Here is a 15,094-nt window from a genome sequence, read left to right as displayed (position 1 = left end):
GCATTTTCCCGATCCCTACGCCGGATAGGCGCAGGGAAGGACCGCAAGGGTCGTCAGGGTGCGAAAAGATCCAACAAGGCGTCTTGTTCGGGGCGCGCGGCGATCCGGATATCGCCCCAGGTCATGGCGTCAATTTTCTCCGCCACCGCCGCGCTCAGACAATAGGCGACGCTGTCGCTCAGGCCTTCGCAGGCATTGGCCTTTCGAACCAATTCGGCGAAGGTCTGCGCCGTGCGCGGCGAATACAAAACCACGGCGTCGAACGCCCCGGCGCGCAGTTCGGCGGCAATCTCCGGAGCCAAGCTTTGCGCCGTTTGCGCCCGATACAACACCGCCCGGCGATAGACGAACCCCTGCCGCTCGACAAGGTCCTTGAGGTCCCCGGCCAGAACGCTGCCTGCAATATGCAGCAACGTCCCCGCCCCGGGCGTCAGGCGCGCGCCGACCCGCTGCGCCAGCGCCGCGACGTCGCCCGCCGCGCTTTCGACGGTGGTGAAGCCAAACTCTTGAGCGACCCGTCCGGTGGCGTCACCCACCGCGAACACGGGTACGGTGCGCTCCGCGCTGCGCCGGGCGAAGGCGCGCACCCCGTTGGCCGACGTCGCCAGCAGCGCCTGCACCCCCGAGACATCCACCGGCGGGCCGTCCAGGTCGTGGATGGTCAGAAGCGGGACCGTGCGTGTCTCCAGCCCCATGGCGTGCAGTCGCGCCGCCAGCGGAGCGGCGTCTTCGGCGGGACGGGTGATTAAGATACGCATTTGCGGCTCCCGTCGGCCTAGGCCACGCCGTCGAAAAATCCCACCGACGCCCGCGCCAGCAAGGATTGCCCCAACGCACGGCCCAGCGCCAGGGCGTCATCCAACGCCGCCGGACTCTCGCCCCGCTGGCGGTGGACCTCGCTGCCGTCAACGCGGGCGATCAAGGCGTGCAGGTCCAGCGCACCATCCTTTAGCGTCGCCCGGGCGGCGATCGGCGTACGGCACGAGCCGTCCAGTTCGGCGAGAAACGCCCGCTCGGCGCTAACACACAAAAAAGTGTCGGGATGATTGAGCGCGTCCAATGCCGCCAACGCCCGCCTGTCTTCGCCACGACACGTAATGCCGATCGCGCCCTGACCGACGGCGGGCGTCATGGCGTCCCAGTCGAGCACCTTGGTGGCGACATGCGCCATATTCATGCGCTTGAGACCCGCCAGCGCCAAAAGGGTGGCGTCAACTTCCCCCGCCGCCAATTTTTTTAGGCGCGTTTGCACGTTGCCGCGAAAGGTCACCACTTTCAGGTCCGGGCGTCGCGCCAATATCTGAGCCTGGCGGCGCAGCGAGGCGCTGCCGACGACCGCCCCCGGCGGCAAATCGTCCAGGTCGGCGGCCTTGGTTGAAATGAAGACGTCGCGGGTGTCCTCACGTTCCAGCATACAAGGTAGGACGATCCCTTCGGGCAGCCAGGTCGGCACGTCTTTCATCGAATGCACCGCGATGTCGATTGCGCCGGAAAGCATGGCGTCGTCGATTTCCTTTGTGAACAGTCCCTTGCCCCCGACATCGGCCAGGGCCTTGTCCAGAACCTTGTCGCCGGTCGTCTTGATGACCACGATGTCGATCGCCCCGTCGGCGCCGAGATCGGGGAACGCGGCGACCAGACGCGCCCGGGTTTCTTCGGCCTGGGCGAGGGCGAGAGGGCTGCCGCGAGTTCCAATGCGAAAGGGGGTGTCGCTATGCATGTTACAAAAAAATCCTGAACAAAACGACCGGTACCGGCGGCCAATAAACAAAAAATCGTGCGCACGCGACGCGCGCACAAGGGTTATAGTCGAACTGTTCGACGTTCGCCACCCGTAGTCCGCGCCCTTGGTGCCCTACGCTTGCCATGGGCTCCCTTTGACGGCATAAAAGATGTTAAGAAGAACCAGGGAGACATCATGGAAACAATCGGCATTATCGGCGCGGGCGCATGGGGCACGGCGTTGGCCATCGCACTGAGACGCGCGGGGCGCGCCGTCACCTTGTACGCCCATGAGCCCGAAGTCGTCGAGGCCGTCAACACACGCCATGAAAATGTACCTTTTTTACCCGGAGTCACTCTGGATTCCGCCATTCGGGCAACGGGCGATTTAGACCATGCATGCAATGGCGACGCTGTTCTCCTGGTCGCCCCATCGCTCTATATGCGCGCCGTCTGTCGTCAGGCGCGGCCTCATTGGAACGCCGGAGTCCCCGCGGTGATCTGCACCAAGGGCATCGAGCAGGAAAGCTGCCTGCTAATGAGCGAAGTGATCGGCGAGACTCTGGGCGACGCCGTCCCCTTGGCGGTGCTGTCCGGTCCCACCTTCGCCGCCGAGGTCGCCGCCGACCTACCCGCCGCCGTCACCCTGGCGTGCGCCGACGCCGAACTCGGCGGGCGGCTGATCGCCGCCATCGGATCGGCGCGCTTTCGTCCCTACCTCAGCCACGACATTATCGGCGCGCAACTGGGCGGCGCGGTCAAAAACGTGCTCGCCATCGCCTGCGGCATCGTCGAGGGCCGGGGTCTGGGCGACAACGCCCGCGCCGCCTTAATTACCCGCGGCTTGGCCGAGATCGCCAAACTGGGCGAAGTCCTCGGCGCGGACATCCGCACCTTGATGGGCCTATCCGGACTTGGCGACCTAACCCTAACCTGCAACGCCATGCAATCGCGCAATTTTTCGCTCGGCCACGCCCTGGGCAAGGGGCGTAAACTGAACGATATCCTGGCCGAACGCCAAAGCGTCGCCGAGGGTGTGCATAACGCCTTTTCGGTGACCGAGCTGGCCCGACGCAATCAGGTCGATATGCCCATCTGCCAGGCCGTCGATGCGGTGATCAATGTCGAGGCCGATCTCGACAGCATCATCTACGGCCTACTGTCGCGCCCCCTGAACACGGAGTAGTATCCACTTACGCAGAAGTAAAGCACACCACCCATCGGGGCTTTGTCCCGCCCACGCCCTCAATCCTCGAAAGATCAGCCCATGCTTTTCGCCATCATCTGCACCGACAAACCCGACGCCGCCGCGATTCGCGCACAGGTCCGCCCCGACCATATCGCCTATCTGAACGAGCACGCCGCGCGCATTTATTGCGCCGGGCCGACCCTGGACGACGGCGGCGAAACAATGAACGGCAGCGTCCTGATGATGGATTTCGCGAATCTCGATCAGGCCCGCGCCTTCGCCGACAACGATCCCTATTTCAAGGCGGGCCTTTTCGATAGCGTAACGGTTCGCCCCTGGAAGAAGGTCTTCCCCGCCGACTGAGCGGCGAGGCGCCCCGGCGTCGTCCGGACCCGGAGCGACGGGGGTGAGCGGAGCCACGGAGGTAAAACGCAATGGCCCATTGGCTGGTCAAATCCGAACCGTCGTGCTGGTCGTGGGACGATCACGTCCGCAAGGGGACCGAGCCTTGGGACGGCGTGCGCAACCACCAGGCGGCGAAGTACCTGAGGGCGATGGAAAAGGGCGACCGGGTTTTCTTCTACCATTCGGTGACACAAAAAAGCATCGTCGGCGTGCTCGAAGTCGTGCGCACCGCCTATCCCGATCCCAGCGATCCCAGCGGGCGCTTCGTCAGCGTCGATCTGAAGGCGCGCGACGCCCTGCCCAGGCCCGTCAGCCTGGCCGAAATGAAGGCCGACCCCCGGCTTGAACATCTCGCCCTTTTTCGCCAATCGCGCCTTTCCGTGGCGCCCATCGACGATGATGCGTGGGAAACCATCCTGTCCCTCGCCGCCGCTCCTTCGACTTCATCCCCGCCGGGCAAAGCGTCATGACCGCCGCCCGCCCGCCGATTCGCCTATGCGCCCTGGACGACATCCCCGACGGCGGCGCATGCGCCCTGATCGCCCCCGTCATCAAAAATTCACCGACCGATACGCATAAAGCGATGCGTCAATCTCTCATCGCCGTGCGCCGGAAAAATTCGGTGTGGCTTTACGTCAACGCCTGTCCCCACGTCGGCGCGCCGTTGAACATGGAGCCGGGGCAGTTCCTCAATTACGATAAGACCCTGATCTTATGCGCCAATCACGGCGCTTTGTTTACCATTGATGGGGGGCTTTGCATTCACGGTCCGTGCATTGGAAAGACCTTGGATAACATTCCTTGCCGAATAGAAAAAGGCGCCGTTTACCTAGGGTCAGGACCTAATTAATCTGATGCGTCTGGTTTGTGAAAAATGTCACACGACTAGGAGAAGACTTGCCGAAAGTGCCGTTCACTTTCAAAAGTCTTCGACGACGCTCTTGGGGCATTTTTCACAAATCCCTGCGGGACGGGATGAATTTAAGCGCAGATGTCGTTGGAAAATCCTTGCAATGAGGACCATTGCGGCGGGTTCTCCGCCTAACCCACACTTAAATTCATCTCCGCCAGACGCATCAGATTAATTAGGTCCTGACCCTAGATGGTTAAGGGTTGGAGTTCTTCATTTAACCCCCGTCTTGACCTTGTCCCTGCTTCTATCCTTGCCCCCGGTGGTGGTTTCGTTCAATAATCCGACGCCGCGACGCCGCGAATATTTCCTGCGCGCCCTGAAAAATAAATTATTCAGACCGCAACGACGACAGCACCGCAACCCAATTTCGCGGAAGCTGACGCGACAAAAATCAACATCCCTTGGGAGGGCCTTCAAACCATGACCGATACCCCCGTTTTTCCCGTTCCGTCCACGATCGCCGCCCACGCCTGGGTCGATAACGACGCTTATCAAAAAATGTACGCCGCCTCGATTGACGACCCGGAAAGCTTTTGGGGCGAGCACGGAAAACGACTGGATTGGATCACCCCTTTCACCAAGGTCAAGGATGTCTCCTTCGACGCGCCCGATGTCTCGATCAAATGGTTTTACGACGGAACGTTGAACGCTTCGGTCAACTGCATCGACCGCCACCTGAAAACCCGCGCCGAGCAGACCGCGATCATTTGGGAAGGCGATGACCCCTCCGAGTCCAAGTCCATTACCTACCAACAGCTTCACGATGACGTCTGCCGACTGGCCAACGCCATGAAGGCGCGCGGCGTTAAAAAGGGCGATGTCGTCACCATCTATATGCCGATGATCCCCGAGGCCGCCTACGCCATGCTGGCGTGCGCCCGCATCGGCGCAGTGCATTCGGTGGTGTTCGGCGGCTTTTCGCCCGACGCCCTGGCGGGGCGTATTCAAGACGGCGCATCCAACTGCGTAATCACGGCGGACGAGGGCGTGCGCGGCGGCAAGTCTATCGCGCTGAAGGCGAATGTGGACGCCGCCCTGGAAAAATGCCCCGGTGTCGAAACCGTGTTCGTGGTCAGCCGGACCAAGGCCGAGATCAATTGGGTCGAAGGACGCGACGTGCGCTATTACAAGGCCGTCGCCGAGGTCCCCGCCGTGTGCGCCCCCGAGGAAATGAACGCCGAAGACCCGATGTTTATCCTCTACACCTCGGGTTCGACGGGCAAGCCCAAAGGCGTGCTGCACACCACCGGCGGTTATATGGTTTACGCCGCGATGACCCACCAATATGTCTTCGATTATCACGACGGCGACGTCTACTGGTGCACGGCGGATGTCGGCTGGGTCACCGGCCACAGCTACATCGTTTATGGCCCGCTGGCCAATGGGGCCGTCACCTTGATGTTCGAAGGCGTGCCCAACTACCCCGACAATTCGCGCTTCTGGCAGGTTTGCGATAAACACCGGGTCAATATCTTTTACACCGCGCCGACCGCGATCCGCGCCCTGATGCGCCACGGCGACGGCCCGGTCAAGGCGACGTCGCGTAAATCCCTACGCCTTCTGGGCTCGGTGGGCGAGCCGATCAACCCCGAAGCCTGGATGTGGTACTATAACGTGGTCGGCGATAAGCGCTGCCCGATCGTCGATACCTGGTGGCAGACCGAAACCGGCGGCATCATGATTACGCCGCTGCCCGGCGCGACCGCGCTGAAACCCGGTTCGGCGAGCACGCCCTTTTTCGGCATCCGCCCCGAGATCGTAGACACCGAGGGCAATCCCCACGAAGGCGCATGCGAGGGCAACCTGTGCATCGCCGACAGCTGGCCGGGTCAGATGCGTACCGTTTTCGGCGACCATCCACGCTTCGTTCAGACCTATTTTTCGGCCTATAAGGGAAAATATTTCACCGGCGACGGCTGCCGGCGCGACGCGGACGGCTATTACTGGATCACCGGGCGGGTCGATGACGTCATCAACGTATCGGGCCATCGCATGGGCACCGCCGAGGTCGAATCGGCCCTGGTCGCCCACGAAAGCGTCGCCGAAGCCGCCGTCATCGGCGCACCGCACGACATCAAGGGCCAGGGCATTTACGCCTACGTGACGCCCAACGCCGGGGTCGCCGTCGATGACGAACTCAGAAAAGAGCTGGTCGCCTGGGTGCGCAAGGAAATCGGGCCGATCGCGGCGCCCGATTGGATTCAATTCACGCCCGGCCTGCCGAAAACCCGCTCGGGAAAAATCATGCGTCGCATCCTGCGCAAAATCGGCGAAAACAATTTTTCCGACCTGGGCGACACCTCGACCCTGGCCGATCCCGGCGTGGTGGACGACCTGATCGAAAATCGCCAGAATCGCTAAACGACAAGGCTCCGCCACAGGGTGGGGGCCTTGTGCCCCCACCAAATCACGCCCCTCTAACACCAGCCCGCACGCCTACCACCACGATACGCCCGCGCCAGATGGGCTGCGATCAAGGCCTCGGCGGCGTCGCGCCCATCGGGCAACGTGACGACGGCGATCACCCGACCCGCGTATTTACCGTAATGCAAATCGCTTAACATCAACGGCCCGGCGCCAATCCATCCGGCCAACGTATCACGCGCGACAATCGCCATCTGCGCTTCCCGCCGACATTTTCCATGCAATTCCGGGGCGTCGATACCCGCAATACGCACGCGCACCACAACCTCCTGATCCAACCATATCCGCGCACGAACGGTCAGGGTGTCTCCGTCGTGCACCGCGACCGGTCGTGCGGACAGTGGGCCGTTGAAAACTTCCTTGGCGCAGCCACGAGACGGTCCTCCCGCCGACCACAAAAATATCGTCGCGATGGCGGCGGCGACCAGTCGCCGCGACCATAACGACGATAGACGGCATCGCGAAGCGCCGACAAAGACGCCCAAACACCGAACGGACGCCGCCGCGACGCAGCGCAAATTATCCGAAACGACACGATCGTTCATGGCATGGGCCTTTCACCATCCCACAACGCCCCTTCATGCTTCATGCCCAAATGTTGCGCCCCCCAGCGGCGGCGCGACGACGTAACGTGTCATAGGCCGGGCGTGGCGCGAACATGAAGCTACGGGGCATGGATATTCATAAAGGACCCTAGTTGGCGCTAAAAACACTTTTTACGTGTTTTATATTTATAATACAATCAAATAATATTCACCTCGCCCCCACGAAAGCCCGCGGCTCCCCTCCCTGTTAAGGGCCATATCTTTTCGATTCCCGGAACTCGGGATGCCACAAAATTATGCGCCGGAAAGTATAGAACAGCCTCTTCCATTATTCGAACAAAATGTGAACATTAAGCTAAAAGAAAAACATTACCGATCCTGAAAAACGGCGGGCTAACCGCCATTTCTCCGCCTCCCGGCCTCTATTTTTCAGGGCGAAACTTCTATAAAAAGCACGCGTATGAAACACTAAGACATTAAAAAAGAATAGTTCCAATCTATCGACGCCATTGACAAAAGGTATTTCCCCATCCTCGTTTTCGGTTCCATCATGATCGCCATGAAACATCCTCTTCGCCCCGGATATTGCGGCGAGGGCGTTAACGCAAAAGCATAAATACCGAACGGTGAACGCCCGACCGTTGGCGCGGCGGGTTTCAGCCCCCCAGGCTTGGCTCCCCGGGCTTGACCTTTGGACGTTCGGTTCGTGACGGAGATCCCTGGAAAAGGTCAAAAAGAGCCTTGCTCTTTTTCTTCCCGCCTCTTTCCCGGGGACCTCCGATCTTTTTCCCGCCACATTGCGCCGCCCGCCACCGCACCGACCAACATGAGGCGCGCCAACATGGGATCCAATTGTCGGGAATCTCGTCGCCGAAGTGGCGCTCCTCTCACAAAATTTTACGGCAGCGAACCCAGGCGGACACACTGGAGCGCTTGGGGTATAGAAAAATCCTATTATTAGGGTTGGCATATCCTATTTTGATTTTGTATTCATTTTAACTATAGTTCAAGCATCGCCGCCGCTCCCCCGGAAAAGCCATAACGTCAAGGAACACACGCCGTGAAGATCGCCCAGCTTCGATATGCCCTGGCCGTGGCGCGGGAAAAAAATTTCTCCCGCGCCGCCCGGCATTGCAACATCAGCCAGCCCTCTCTAAGCGTCGCGGTTCGCCTTCTGGAAGAGGAGCTGGGGACCCCACTTTTCGAACGTTTCAAAAGCGAAATAAAAATCACCAAGGGCGGCGCGCAGATTCTCAACCAAGCCCACAAGGCCCTGGAAGAAATCGAGCGGATCAAAAATATTGCCGATTCGAGCCTTAATTCCATCGACGGATCCTTCCGTTTCGGGGCGATATATTCGGTTGGACCCTACCTGTTCCCGACTTTGGTCCCCGCCTTTCACGCCTTGGCCCCGAAGCTGACACAGCTGGTCGAGGAAAATTTCACCGCGAAGCTGAGCGAACGGCTGAAACGCGGCGACGTTGACGCGATTATCGTCGCCCTACCCTTCGATGAGCCCGGCATCGAGGTCCGCCCCCTATACGACGAGCCATTCTTCGTCGCCGTTCCCGCAGGCCACCGATGGTTGGGGCGCAGCGACCTGCACGGCGATGAACTCGCCGATGAAAAACTTTTATTGCTGGGCGAGGGGCACTGTCTGCGTGATCAAATTTTAGAATTGTGCGCGGCATGCCACCATCTTGAGGATACCGCCCACGGCATGCACAATATTATCGAGGGGAATTCCCTGGAAACCATTCGTCACATGGTTGCCGTAGGCACCGGGATCACGGTGATGCCGGCCACGTCCATCCATAATTTCATCTGTGCCGCGTGGTCGAACTGTCCCGTCGAACGCGAACAAATGCTCGCCTACGTGCCGTTCGCCGACCCCGCGCCATTTCGTCGAATCGCCCTGGCGTGGCGGCAATCCTACCCCAACACTCGGACCATCGAATTGCTGGTGAAGGCCGTGATGAACAACCCGCCCAAGGGCGCGCGACCGATTGCGGCTTAATGGGTGGATGGTTGTTTTTTTCCGGCGAAAGCGGTAGAGCCGACACAAACGTCGGAGCCGTCGGAGCCCGCCTTTTTCAAAAATCCGTACACCGCCCTTTTTGTTCCCAATCGCCGTATCGTGTCGGCTCCGGACCTTTCGGTCCGCCAATTTCCTCGGGCTTCTGACTTGCCGTCTCTTCTTGCCGCGCACCCGTCGGGTTTGTCGTGGCCTTTTTTACCCCCTCGCTTGCAGTGGGAAGGTTCGTGCAAGGGCGTTCCGGTTCGCTCATTAGGAGTATCCGTTCTTCGGTTCAATTTGGTCCAAGCCCGACCCCTGGAGGTGCGCTTTCGAGGAAACGGCAACCTCCGACGAGCCTAAAAAATCGCGCCGGCCTCTAAAAAAATAGCCGTGAACGCGCTTTGGGTATAGCGCATCGCATTTTCATGATATAGCTCGCCACATCTTTTTCCTCAAGTGAGCTTTTCATGCCGCGATCCCTTGCCCTCGACGTGCTCGATGCCGTTTTGCGCCGCAAGCGCCCCCTCGACGAGGCCTTCGAAAGCCACCCGCGGCTGCGCACCCTAGAGCCGCGCGACCGTGCTTTCGCGCGCGCGCTGGCATGGGGTGTTTTGCGTCGCGCCGGCCAACTTGACGACCTCATCGGCAGAGCCCTAAACAGCCCTCTGCCCGCCAAGGCGCGCCAAACCCACGATGTTTTACGCCTGGGCGCGTTTCAGATTCTGTTCCTGGAAACACCCGCCCACGCCGCCGTCAACACCTCGGTCGATCTGGCGCAGAAACACGGCTGCGGTCCCTATAAAAAGCTCGTCAACGCCGTACTGCGCCGCTTAACCCGCGAGGGGAAGGCCTGGCGCGCCGTCCAGGACGAAGCCCTGCTCAACACGCCCGACTGGCTATGGCGCATCTGGTCCGAAACATACGGGCAGGAAACCGCGCGCGCCATGGCGCGCGCCCACTTAAACGAACCGCCGCTCGATCTCAGTATCGCCAAGGGCGACCCTCACGATTGGGCGACCCGGCTGGATGGCGCGGCCCTACCCACGGGTAGCGTGCGTCTGCGCCCCGGCGGCCCGATCACCGCCCTTGAGGGCTTCGCCGACGGCGCGTGGTGGGTACAAGACGTCGCGGCGACCTTGCCGGGACGGCTTCTGGGCGATGTCGCCGGCCTCAGCGTGATCGACTTGTGCGCCGCGCCCGGCGGCAAAACCTGCCAACTGGCCGCGTCCGGGGCGCGGGTGACCGCAATCGACAGGTCCGAAAATCGCCTGCGCAAGGTCAAGGAAAACCTGGACCGCTTAAGGCTCGAAGCCGACATCGTCGCCGCCGACGCCCGAACCTGGCGTCCTTCCACGCCCGCCGACGCCCTCTTGCTGGACGCGCCGTGTTCGGCGACCGGAACAATCCGCCGCCATCCCGACGTCCCCCACGTCAAGACCCCCCAGGACATCGCACGCCTGACCCAAACCCAACGTCAGTTGCTGGACGGCGCCCGCGACATGGTGCGTCCGGGGGGACTGTTGGTTTATTGTACCTGTTCGTTGCAGCCCGAGGAGGGCGAAGCCCAAATCGCGGCCTTCCTCGACGCCGAGCCCGGCTTCGCGCGCGAGGCGATCGATCCGACGGAACTTTCCCTGCCTGTCGGCGCGTTAAGCGCGAACGGCGAGCTACGCACCTTGCCCCATTTCCAACCCGATTCAGTCCCGGGCGCACCTCCTATTTCCAGCGTCGAATCGGGGGGAATGGACGGGTTTTACGCCGCCCGCCTACGCCGCCTATAATCCCGGAGCGGCCTCGCCCGAAACGTTGAGGGCGAACTCGCGAGCGAATGCGCCGAACACTGTGATCGATCTCCTTGCCCCGGCCCGAATGACCTGCTACCCCTTGGTCACCCAACCGACGCCGCGGGCCCACTCGCCGCGCAACGAGGGACCGAGAATGACCGACGACATACCACCACCATCGGTGAACGACCCCCTAGCCGCCACGCCATCGCATCCTCGCGACGGCGCGCCGTGGCTGCACGCCGTATTCGCATCCGCCCCCTATCGCCTGACCCTGTGGGCGCCACCGCCGCGCGGACTGACCCCCTTAGCGGGGCGGCCATGGCCCGGCGCGCCCGACGTCGGGGCCCTTCTGACCGACGGAGAATTCACCTTCGATGGCGAACGCCACCGTCTTGCCGCCATTTACGCCCTGCCGGAAGATGTGTCGCGCCCGTGGTTGGAAAAATTGCATGGTTTTCACTGGCTCAACGATCTTTCCGTCAGCTCGGACCCGCGCGCGCGCTATCAGGCGCGAATCCATATCGACGGCTGGTTGGGGCGGTACCAGAACTACGTCCCTTTACCATGGCGCGCCGATATTTTGAGCGAACGGCTGATCAACTGGATCTGGAATTTTGAGTTCCTCGCCCGGGGCGCGCCGGACGCTTTCGAGCGCCGCCTTCTTGGCGCGATCGAACGGCAATGCCGTCACTTGGCCCGCGTGGCCGGACCGCGTCGCGATGGCGCCGGACGTATCCATCGCGCCAAGGCGTTAATTTTTTGCGCCTGCGCCCTGCCCGGCAAAACCCGCCTCCTCCACCGCGCCCTGAAACAACTGGAGCGAGGGCTGGCTCTTCAGGTTCTTGCCGACGGCGGCCACGTCGAACGCAACCCCGAACGTTTGCTCGATGTTTTGCGCGACTGCATCGACGTACGCGCCGTTCTGCTCGGCGCCGGACAAAACGTCCCCGCCGAGGTGCAGGGCGCGATCGACCGCATCGCTCCGATGGTGCGCGCCATGCGCCATGGCGACGGCGGCCTGGCGCTGTTCAACGGCGCGCATGAGGGTGCGCGCGACGCCATTGATCTTCTGCTCGCGCAGGCCGACACCCGATCGCAGGCCCCCGCGAGCGCGCCACATACGGGGTTTCAGCGCCTTGGCGCGGCCAACACGCTGGTCATTATGGACACCGGCGCGCCATCTCAAGACATCGGCTATGACACGCACGCCGGGACCTTGAGTTTCGAAATGAGCTCGGGAAAGAACCGCATCGTCGTCAACTGCGGGGCCAGAAACGACGCTTCCGACCCCTGGCATGGCGCCCTTCGCGCCACCGCAGCACATTCGACCTTAGGCCTGGGCGGGCATGACTCGTCCACATTCACGCCCGCCGGCGCGGTGCGGCGCGCGGCGCGGGTCACCCACTGCGAACGCCGACCCTCGGACGAGGGCATCTTGGTCGAAGCGGCGCATGACGGATACGTCGAAAAATTCGGATTGATTCATCACCGCGCCCTCTTCCTCGCGCACGACGGCCTGTCGCTACGCGGCGAGGACCGTCTCGATCCGGCCGCCGCACCGCGCGACGACGGCGCCGATCTGCGTGCGATCGCCTTCGATATCCGCTTTCACCTGCACCCCACGGTGCAGGTTTCCCCGGTACAAGGAGGGCACGGCGTTTTATTGAAAATCGGGCGCAAGGAAATCTGGCGGATGCGCGCGAACGGCGCCGAGGTCGCCCTAGAGGAAAGCGTCTACCTGGGGCGGGAGGACGGGCGCAAGCGCTCCGAGCAAATCGTCTTGCGCGGAAAAACAAGCGCCGCGGGCGCCCTGGTGAAATGGGCCTTCATACGCGAGGCTTGAGGCGCGTCGTCACCGCCCCGAAGATAAAAAATCGACTGGCCACACCGTCGCCGGGCGCTATAGTGCAGCTATGTTCACCATCGTCGATACATCCGTGCATCGCCCCGTTCCCCCACATATCCAAGAGGGGGCGTCGCCGTGCGCCTGACGCCCTTTCACAGCCCCCGCAGCACCGTGGCCTTCGTCCACGACACCGCGATGGCCGCCGCATCATTTGTCCTTGCTCTTTTACTGCGCCTAGGGGGGGATTTCGGGCAGATTCCAACCGATATTCTTATCCTCGACACGACGGCGTTCACGACGGTTTGCGCCGGTGTCTTCCTGTCGTTACGCATGTACCGCGGCGTTTGGCGTTACGCCTCATTGCGCGACCTCATTCTCATTACAAAAGCGGTGACGCTGGCGATTCTAATTTTTTTCCTTCTGACCTTTATCATGACGCGCTTGGAATCGGTGCCCCGCTCACTCCCGTTCATCAACTGGTTCGTGCTGATGGCCCTCCTCGGCGGACCGCGCTTCTTGTATCGCTTGATCAAGGACCGCCGCTTCGAATGGACCGTACACCCCACCACGGCGTCCTCCATTCCCGTTTTGCTGGTCGGCGCGAACGATGAGGCCGAACTGTTCCTGCGCGCCCTCGGCCGCGACGGCGGCGCGCCTTACCGCGCGGTGGGAATCGTCGCCGAATCCTCGCGGCGGGTCGGGCGCGACATCCAGGGCGTCGGCGTCATGGGCGCGATCGACGACATCGCCCAGGTCGTCGCCACCCTACGCGCCCAGGGAGAAAGCCCCCAGCGCCTAATCGTCACCCACGACAAATTTTCACGCACGGACATGAACGCCCTGTTGGAGACCGCAGAAAGTCTGGGCATGTCCCTTGCCCGATTGCCCCGCCTGACCGACCTTAAAAGCGGCGCAGCAGATACGTTAACCCTCAAACCGGTGGACATCGCCGATCTATTAGGCCGGCCGCAAACGCCGCTCGACCGCGCCCAAATGGCCGAATTGGTGCGCGGAAAACGGGTTTTGATTACAGGGGCGGGCGGTTCGATCGGTTCCGAATTGGTGCGTCAGGTTTCGGATTTCGCCCCCTGCGAAATCGTCCTTCTGGACAGTTCCGAATTCGCCCTATACACGATCGACATGGCGCTGTTCAAACGTCATCCCGAGATCGCTCGCCACGCCGTTATCGCCGATGTTCGCGACGGCGCGCGGATTAATCGGATTTTCGCCCGGCTCCACCCCGAACTGGTGTTTCACGCCGCCGCCTTGAAACATGTCCCCCTCGTGGAAACCAACATTTTCGAAGGCGCGCGCACCAATGTGGCGGGCACCGCCAATATCGCCGAGGGCTGTCTTGCCGCCGGCGTTGACGTCATGGTCATAATTTCGACCGACAAGGCGGTCAATCCCACCAACATCATGGGCGCAACGAAACGTTTCGCCGAGGCCTACTGTCAGGCCCTCGACCGCGATCGCGCCAAAGACGCCAAAACCAAGTTCGTCACCGTACGCTTCGGCAACGTGCTGGGATCGACCGGCTCCGTGGTCCCACTCTTTCAGCGCCAGCTTGCCGAGGGGGGGCCGATCACCGTCACCCACCCCGACATGACGCGCTATTTCATGACCATCCGCGAGGCCGTCGAACTGGTCTTGCAAGCCTCGGCGATCGGCGTGCGGGATATTCCCGGCGAGGGACGAATTTTCGTCCTCGACATGGGCGCGCCGGTCAAGATCGTCGATCTGGCCCGAACCATGATCCGCCTCGCCGGGCTGCGCCCCGACGAGGACATCGCAATCACCTTCACCGGCCCTCGGCCCGGCGAAAAACTGTTTGAGGAGGTCTTACACGGCACCGAGACCCTGGTGGCGACATCGTGCCCCGGCATTCTGCTGGCGACGCCCAGGGTCAGCGATATCGACGTCCTGCGCAAAGCCTTGGACGCCCTTAACGCCGCCGCGATCGACGAGGACGAGGGCGGCGTGATGGCCGTCATCAAGGCTATCGTTCCCGAATACGCCCCGCCCGCACACCATGGGCGAGATAAAAGGACCCCGGGACGGTCTTTCTCGGAGACGCCCGGCCCGGAAACGCCTGGCCTGGAAACGCCTGGCCTGGAAACGTCTGGACCACGGGAGCGCGAAAAAGAAAAAACCGGATGAACTCGGCCAAGGCGTGTGCTTTTTCCTAGGAAATTCTGGTTTTCACGCGGGCGCGCTGGTATACCCCTAGCGTTTACTCCACCTAT

Annotated in this window: 13 protein-coding genes; 9 read left to right on the top strand and 4 right to left on the bottom strand. The window is 61.8% G+C overall.

The window, feature by feature from the left end; genetic code table 11:
- Positions 1-53: 53 nt before the first annotated feature.
- Both P3M64_RS09555 and hemC read right to left on the bottom strand, forming a co-directional pair.
- The gene (locus tag P3M64_RS09555; RefSeq protein ID WP_132937562.1) at positions 54-758 is read right to left on the bottom strand and encodes a uroporphyrinogen-III synthase; all 705 of its coding nucleotides are present in this window, start codon (positions 756-758) and stop codon (positions 54-56) included.
- A 17-nt stretch (positions 759-775) separates the two neighbouring features.
- Positions 776-1,720: a hydroxymethylbilane synthase gene (gene hemC / locus P3M64_RS09550; RefSeq protein WP_132937563.1), complete on the bottom strand. Its 945-nt coding sequence runs from the start codon at positions 1,718-1,720 to the stop codon at positions 776-778.
- A 198-nt stretch (positions 1,721-1,918) separates the two neighbouring features.
- Here hemC and P3M64_RS09545 point away from each other — a divergent pair, with 198 nt between their 5' ends.
- From P3M64_RS09545 to acs, 5 genes are all read left to right on the top strand, one after another.
- Positions 1,919-2,908 (top strand): NAD(P)H-dependent glycerol-3-phosphate dehydrogenase, encoded by a 990-nt coding sequence (locus tag P3M64_RS09545; protein ID WP_132937564.1) that lies wholly within the window; start codon positions 1,919-1,921, stop codon positions 2,906-2,908.
- A gap of 81 nt (positions 2,909-2,989) precedes the next feature.
- Entirely contained in the window at positions 2,990-3,274 is a 285-nt protein-coding gene (locus tag P3M64_RS09540) for a YciI family protein (protein ID WP_132937565.1), read from the top strand.
- 71 nt (positions 3,275-3,345) lie between these two features.
- The gene (locus P3M64_RS09535) at positions 3,346-3,786 is read left to right on the top strand and encodes an EVE domain-containing protein (protein WP_132937566.1); all 441 of its coding nucleotides are present in this window, start codon (positions 3,346-3,348) and stop codon (positions 3,784-3,786) included.
- Positions 3,783-4,166 carry a Rieske (2Fe-2S) protein gene (locus P3M64_RS09530; RefSeq protein ID WP_207893075.1) on the top strand — a complete coding sequence of 128 codons (384 nt, stop codon included), beginning with the start codon at positions 3,783-3,785 and terminating at the stop codon, positions 4,164-4,166. Before P3M64_RS09535 ends, P3M64_RS09530 begins: the two co-directional genes overlap by 4 nt.
- 483 nt (positions 4,167-4,649) lie before the next feature.
- Positions 4,650-6,590 carry an acetate--CoA ligase gene (gene acs / locus P3M64_RS09525; RefSeq protein ID WP_132937567.1) on the top strand — a complete coding sequence of 647 codons (1,941 nt, stop codon included), beginning with the start codon at positions 4,650-4,652 and terminating at the stop codon, positions 6,588-6,590.
- Between the two features lie 56 nt (positions 6,591-6,646).
- On the opposite strand, the gene P3M64_RS09520 is transcribed toward acs, so the two are convergent.
- Complete coding sequence (locus P3M64_RS09520) at positions 6,647-7,198, bottom strand: thermonuclease family protein (protein ID WP_207893076.1); 552 nt, start codon at positions 7,196-7,198, stop codon at positions 6,647-6,649.
- Between the two features lie 1,060 nt (positions 7,199-8,258).
- Between P3M64_RS09520 and P3M64_RS09515 the strand changes: the two genes are divergently transcribed.
- Positions 8,259-9,215: a hydrogen peroxide-inducible genes activator gene (locus P3M64_RS09515; protein WP_132937568.1), complete on the top strand. Its 957-nt coding sequence runs from the start codon at positions 8,259-8,261 to the stop codon at positions 9,213-9,215.
- Between the two features lie 76 nt (positions 9,216-9,291).
- Here the strand turns inward: P3M64_RS09515 and P3M64_RS09510 are convergent, their stop codons facing one another.
- Entirely contained in the window at positions 9,292-9,486 is a 195-nt protein-coding gene (locus tag P3M64_RS09510) for a DUF1674 domain-containing protein (protein ID WP_243644656.1), read from the bottom strand.
- A 196-nt stretch (positions 9,487-9,682) separates the two neighbouring features.
- Here P3M64_RS09510 and rsmB point away from each other — a divergent pair, with 196 nt between their 5' ends.
- The 3 genes from rsmB to P3M64_RS09495 all read left to right on the top strand — a co-directional run bounded on the left by rsmB (position 9,683) and on the right by P3M64_RS09495 (position 15,008).
- Entirely contained in the window at positions 9,683-10,996 is a 1,314-nt protein-coding gene (gene rsmB, locus P3M64_RS09505) for a 16S rRNA (cytosine(967)-C(5))-methyltransferase RsmB (protein WP_132937569.1), read from the top strand.
- A gap of 157 nt (positions 10,997-11,153) precedes the next feature.
- Complete coding sequence (locus tag P3M64_RS09500; protein ID WP_165886190.1) at positions 11,154-12,845, top strand: heparinase II/III family protein; 1,692 nt, start codon at positions 11,154-11,156, stop codon at positions 12,843-12,845.
- A 138-nt stretch (positions 12,846-12,983) separates the two neighbouring features.
- A complete protein-coding gene (locus P3M64_RS09495; RefSeq protein ID WP_243644657.1) occupies positions 12,984-15,008 on the top strand; it encodes a polysaccharide biosynthesis protein in 2,025 nt (674 codons plus the stop codon).
- The last annotated feature ends 86 nt before the right edge of the window (positions 15,009-15,094 follow it).

The organism is Varunaivibrio sulfuroxidans, assembly GCF_029318635.1.
Lineage (GTDB): Bacteria > Pseudomonadota > Alphaproteobacteria > Rhodospirillales > Magnetovibrionaceae > Varunaivibrio > Varunaivibrio sulfuroxidans.
This window is presented reverse-complemented; position numbering and strand designations above follow the sequence as displayed.

Excerpts from the sequence above, each read along its gene's own strand:
- P3M64_RS09555 (WP_132937562.1), bottom strand. The coding sequence starts at position 758 with ATGCGTATCTTAATCACCCGTCCCGCCGAAGACGCCGCTCCGCTGGCG.
- acs (WP_132937567.1), top strand. The coding sequence starts at position 4,650 with ATGACCGATACCCCCGTTTTTCCCGTTCCGTCCACGATCGCCGCCCAC.
- hemC (WP_132937563.1), bottom strand. The coding sequence starts at position 1,720 with ATGCATAGCGACACCCCCTTTCGCATTGGAACTCGCGGCAGCCCTCTC.
- P3M64_RS09520 (WP_207893076.1), bottom strand. The coding sequence starts at position 7,198 with ATGAACGATCGTGTCGTTTCGGATAATTTGCGCTGCGTCGCGGCGGCG.
- P3M64_RS09510 (WP_243644656.1), bottom strand. The coding sequence starts at position 9,486 with ATGAGCGAACCGGAACGCCCTTGCACGAACCTTCCCACTGCAAGCGAG.
- rsmB (WP_132937569.1), top strand. The coding sequence starts at position 9,683 with ATGCCGCGATCCCTTGCCCTCGACGTGCTCGATGCCGTTTTGCGCCGC.
- P3M64_RS09500 (WP_165886190.1), top strand. The coding sequence starts at position 11,154 with ATGACCGACGACATACCACCACCATCGGTGAACGACCCCCTAGCCGCC.
- P3M64_RS09540 (WP_132937565.1), top strand. The coding sequence starts at position 2,990 with ATGCTTTTCGCCATCATCTGCACCGACAAACCCGACGCCGCCGCGATT.
- P3M64_RS09530 (WP_207893075.1), top strand. The coding sequence starts at position 3,783 with ATGACCGCCGCCCGCCCGCCGATTCGCCTATGCGCCCTGGACGACATC.
- P3M64_RS09545 (WP_132937564.1), top strand. The coding sequence starts at position 1,919 with ATGGAAACAATCGGCATTATCGGCGCGGGCGCATGGGGCACGGCGTTG.
- P3M64_RS09535 (WP_132937566.1), top strand. The coding sequence starts at position 3,346 with ATGGCCCATTGGCTGGTCAAATCCGAACCGTCGTGCTGGTCGTGGGAC.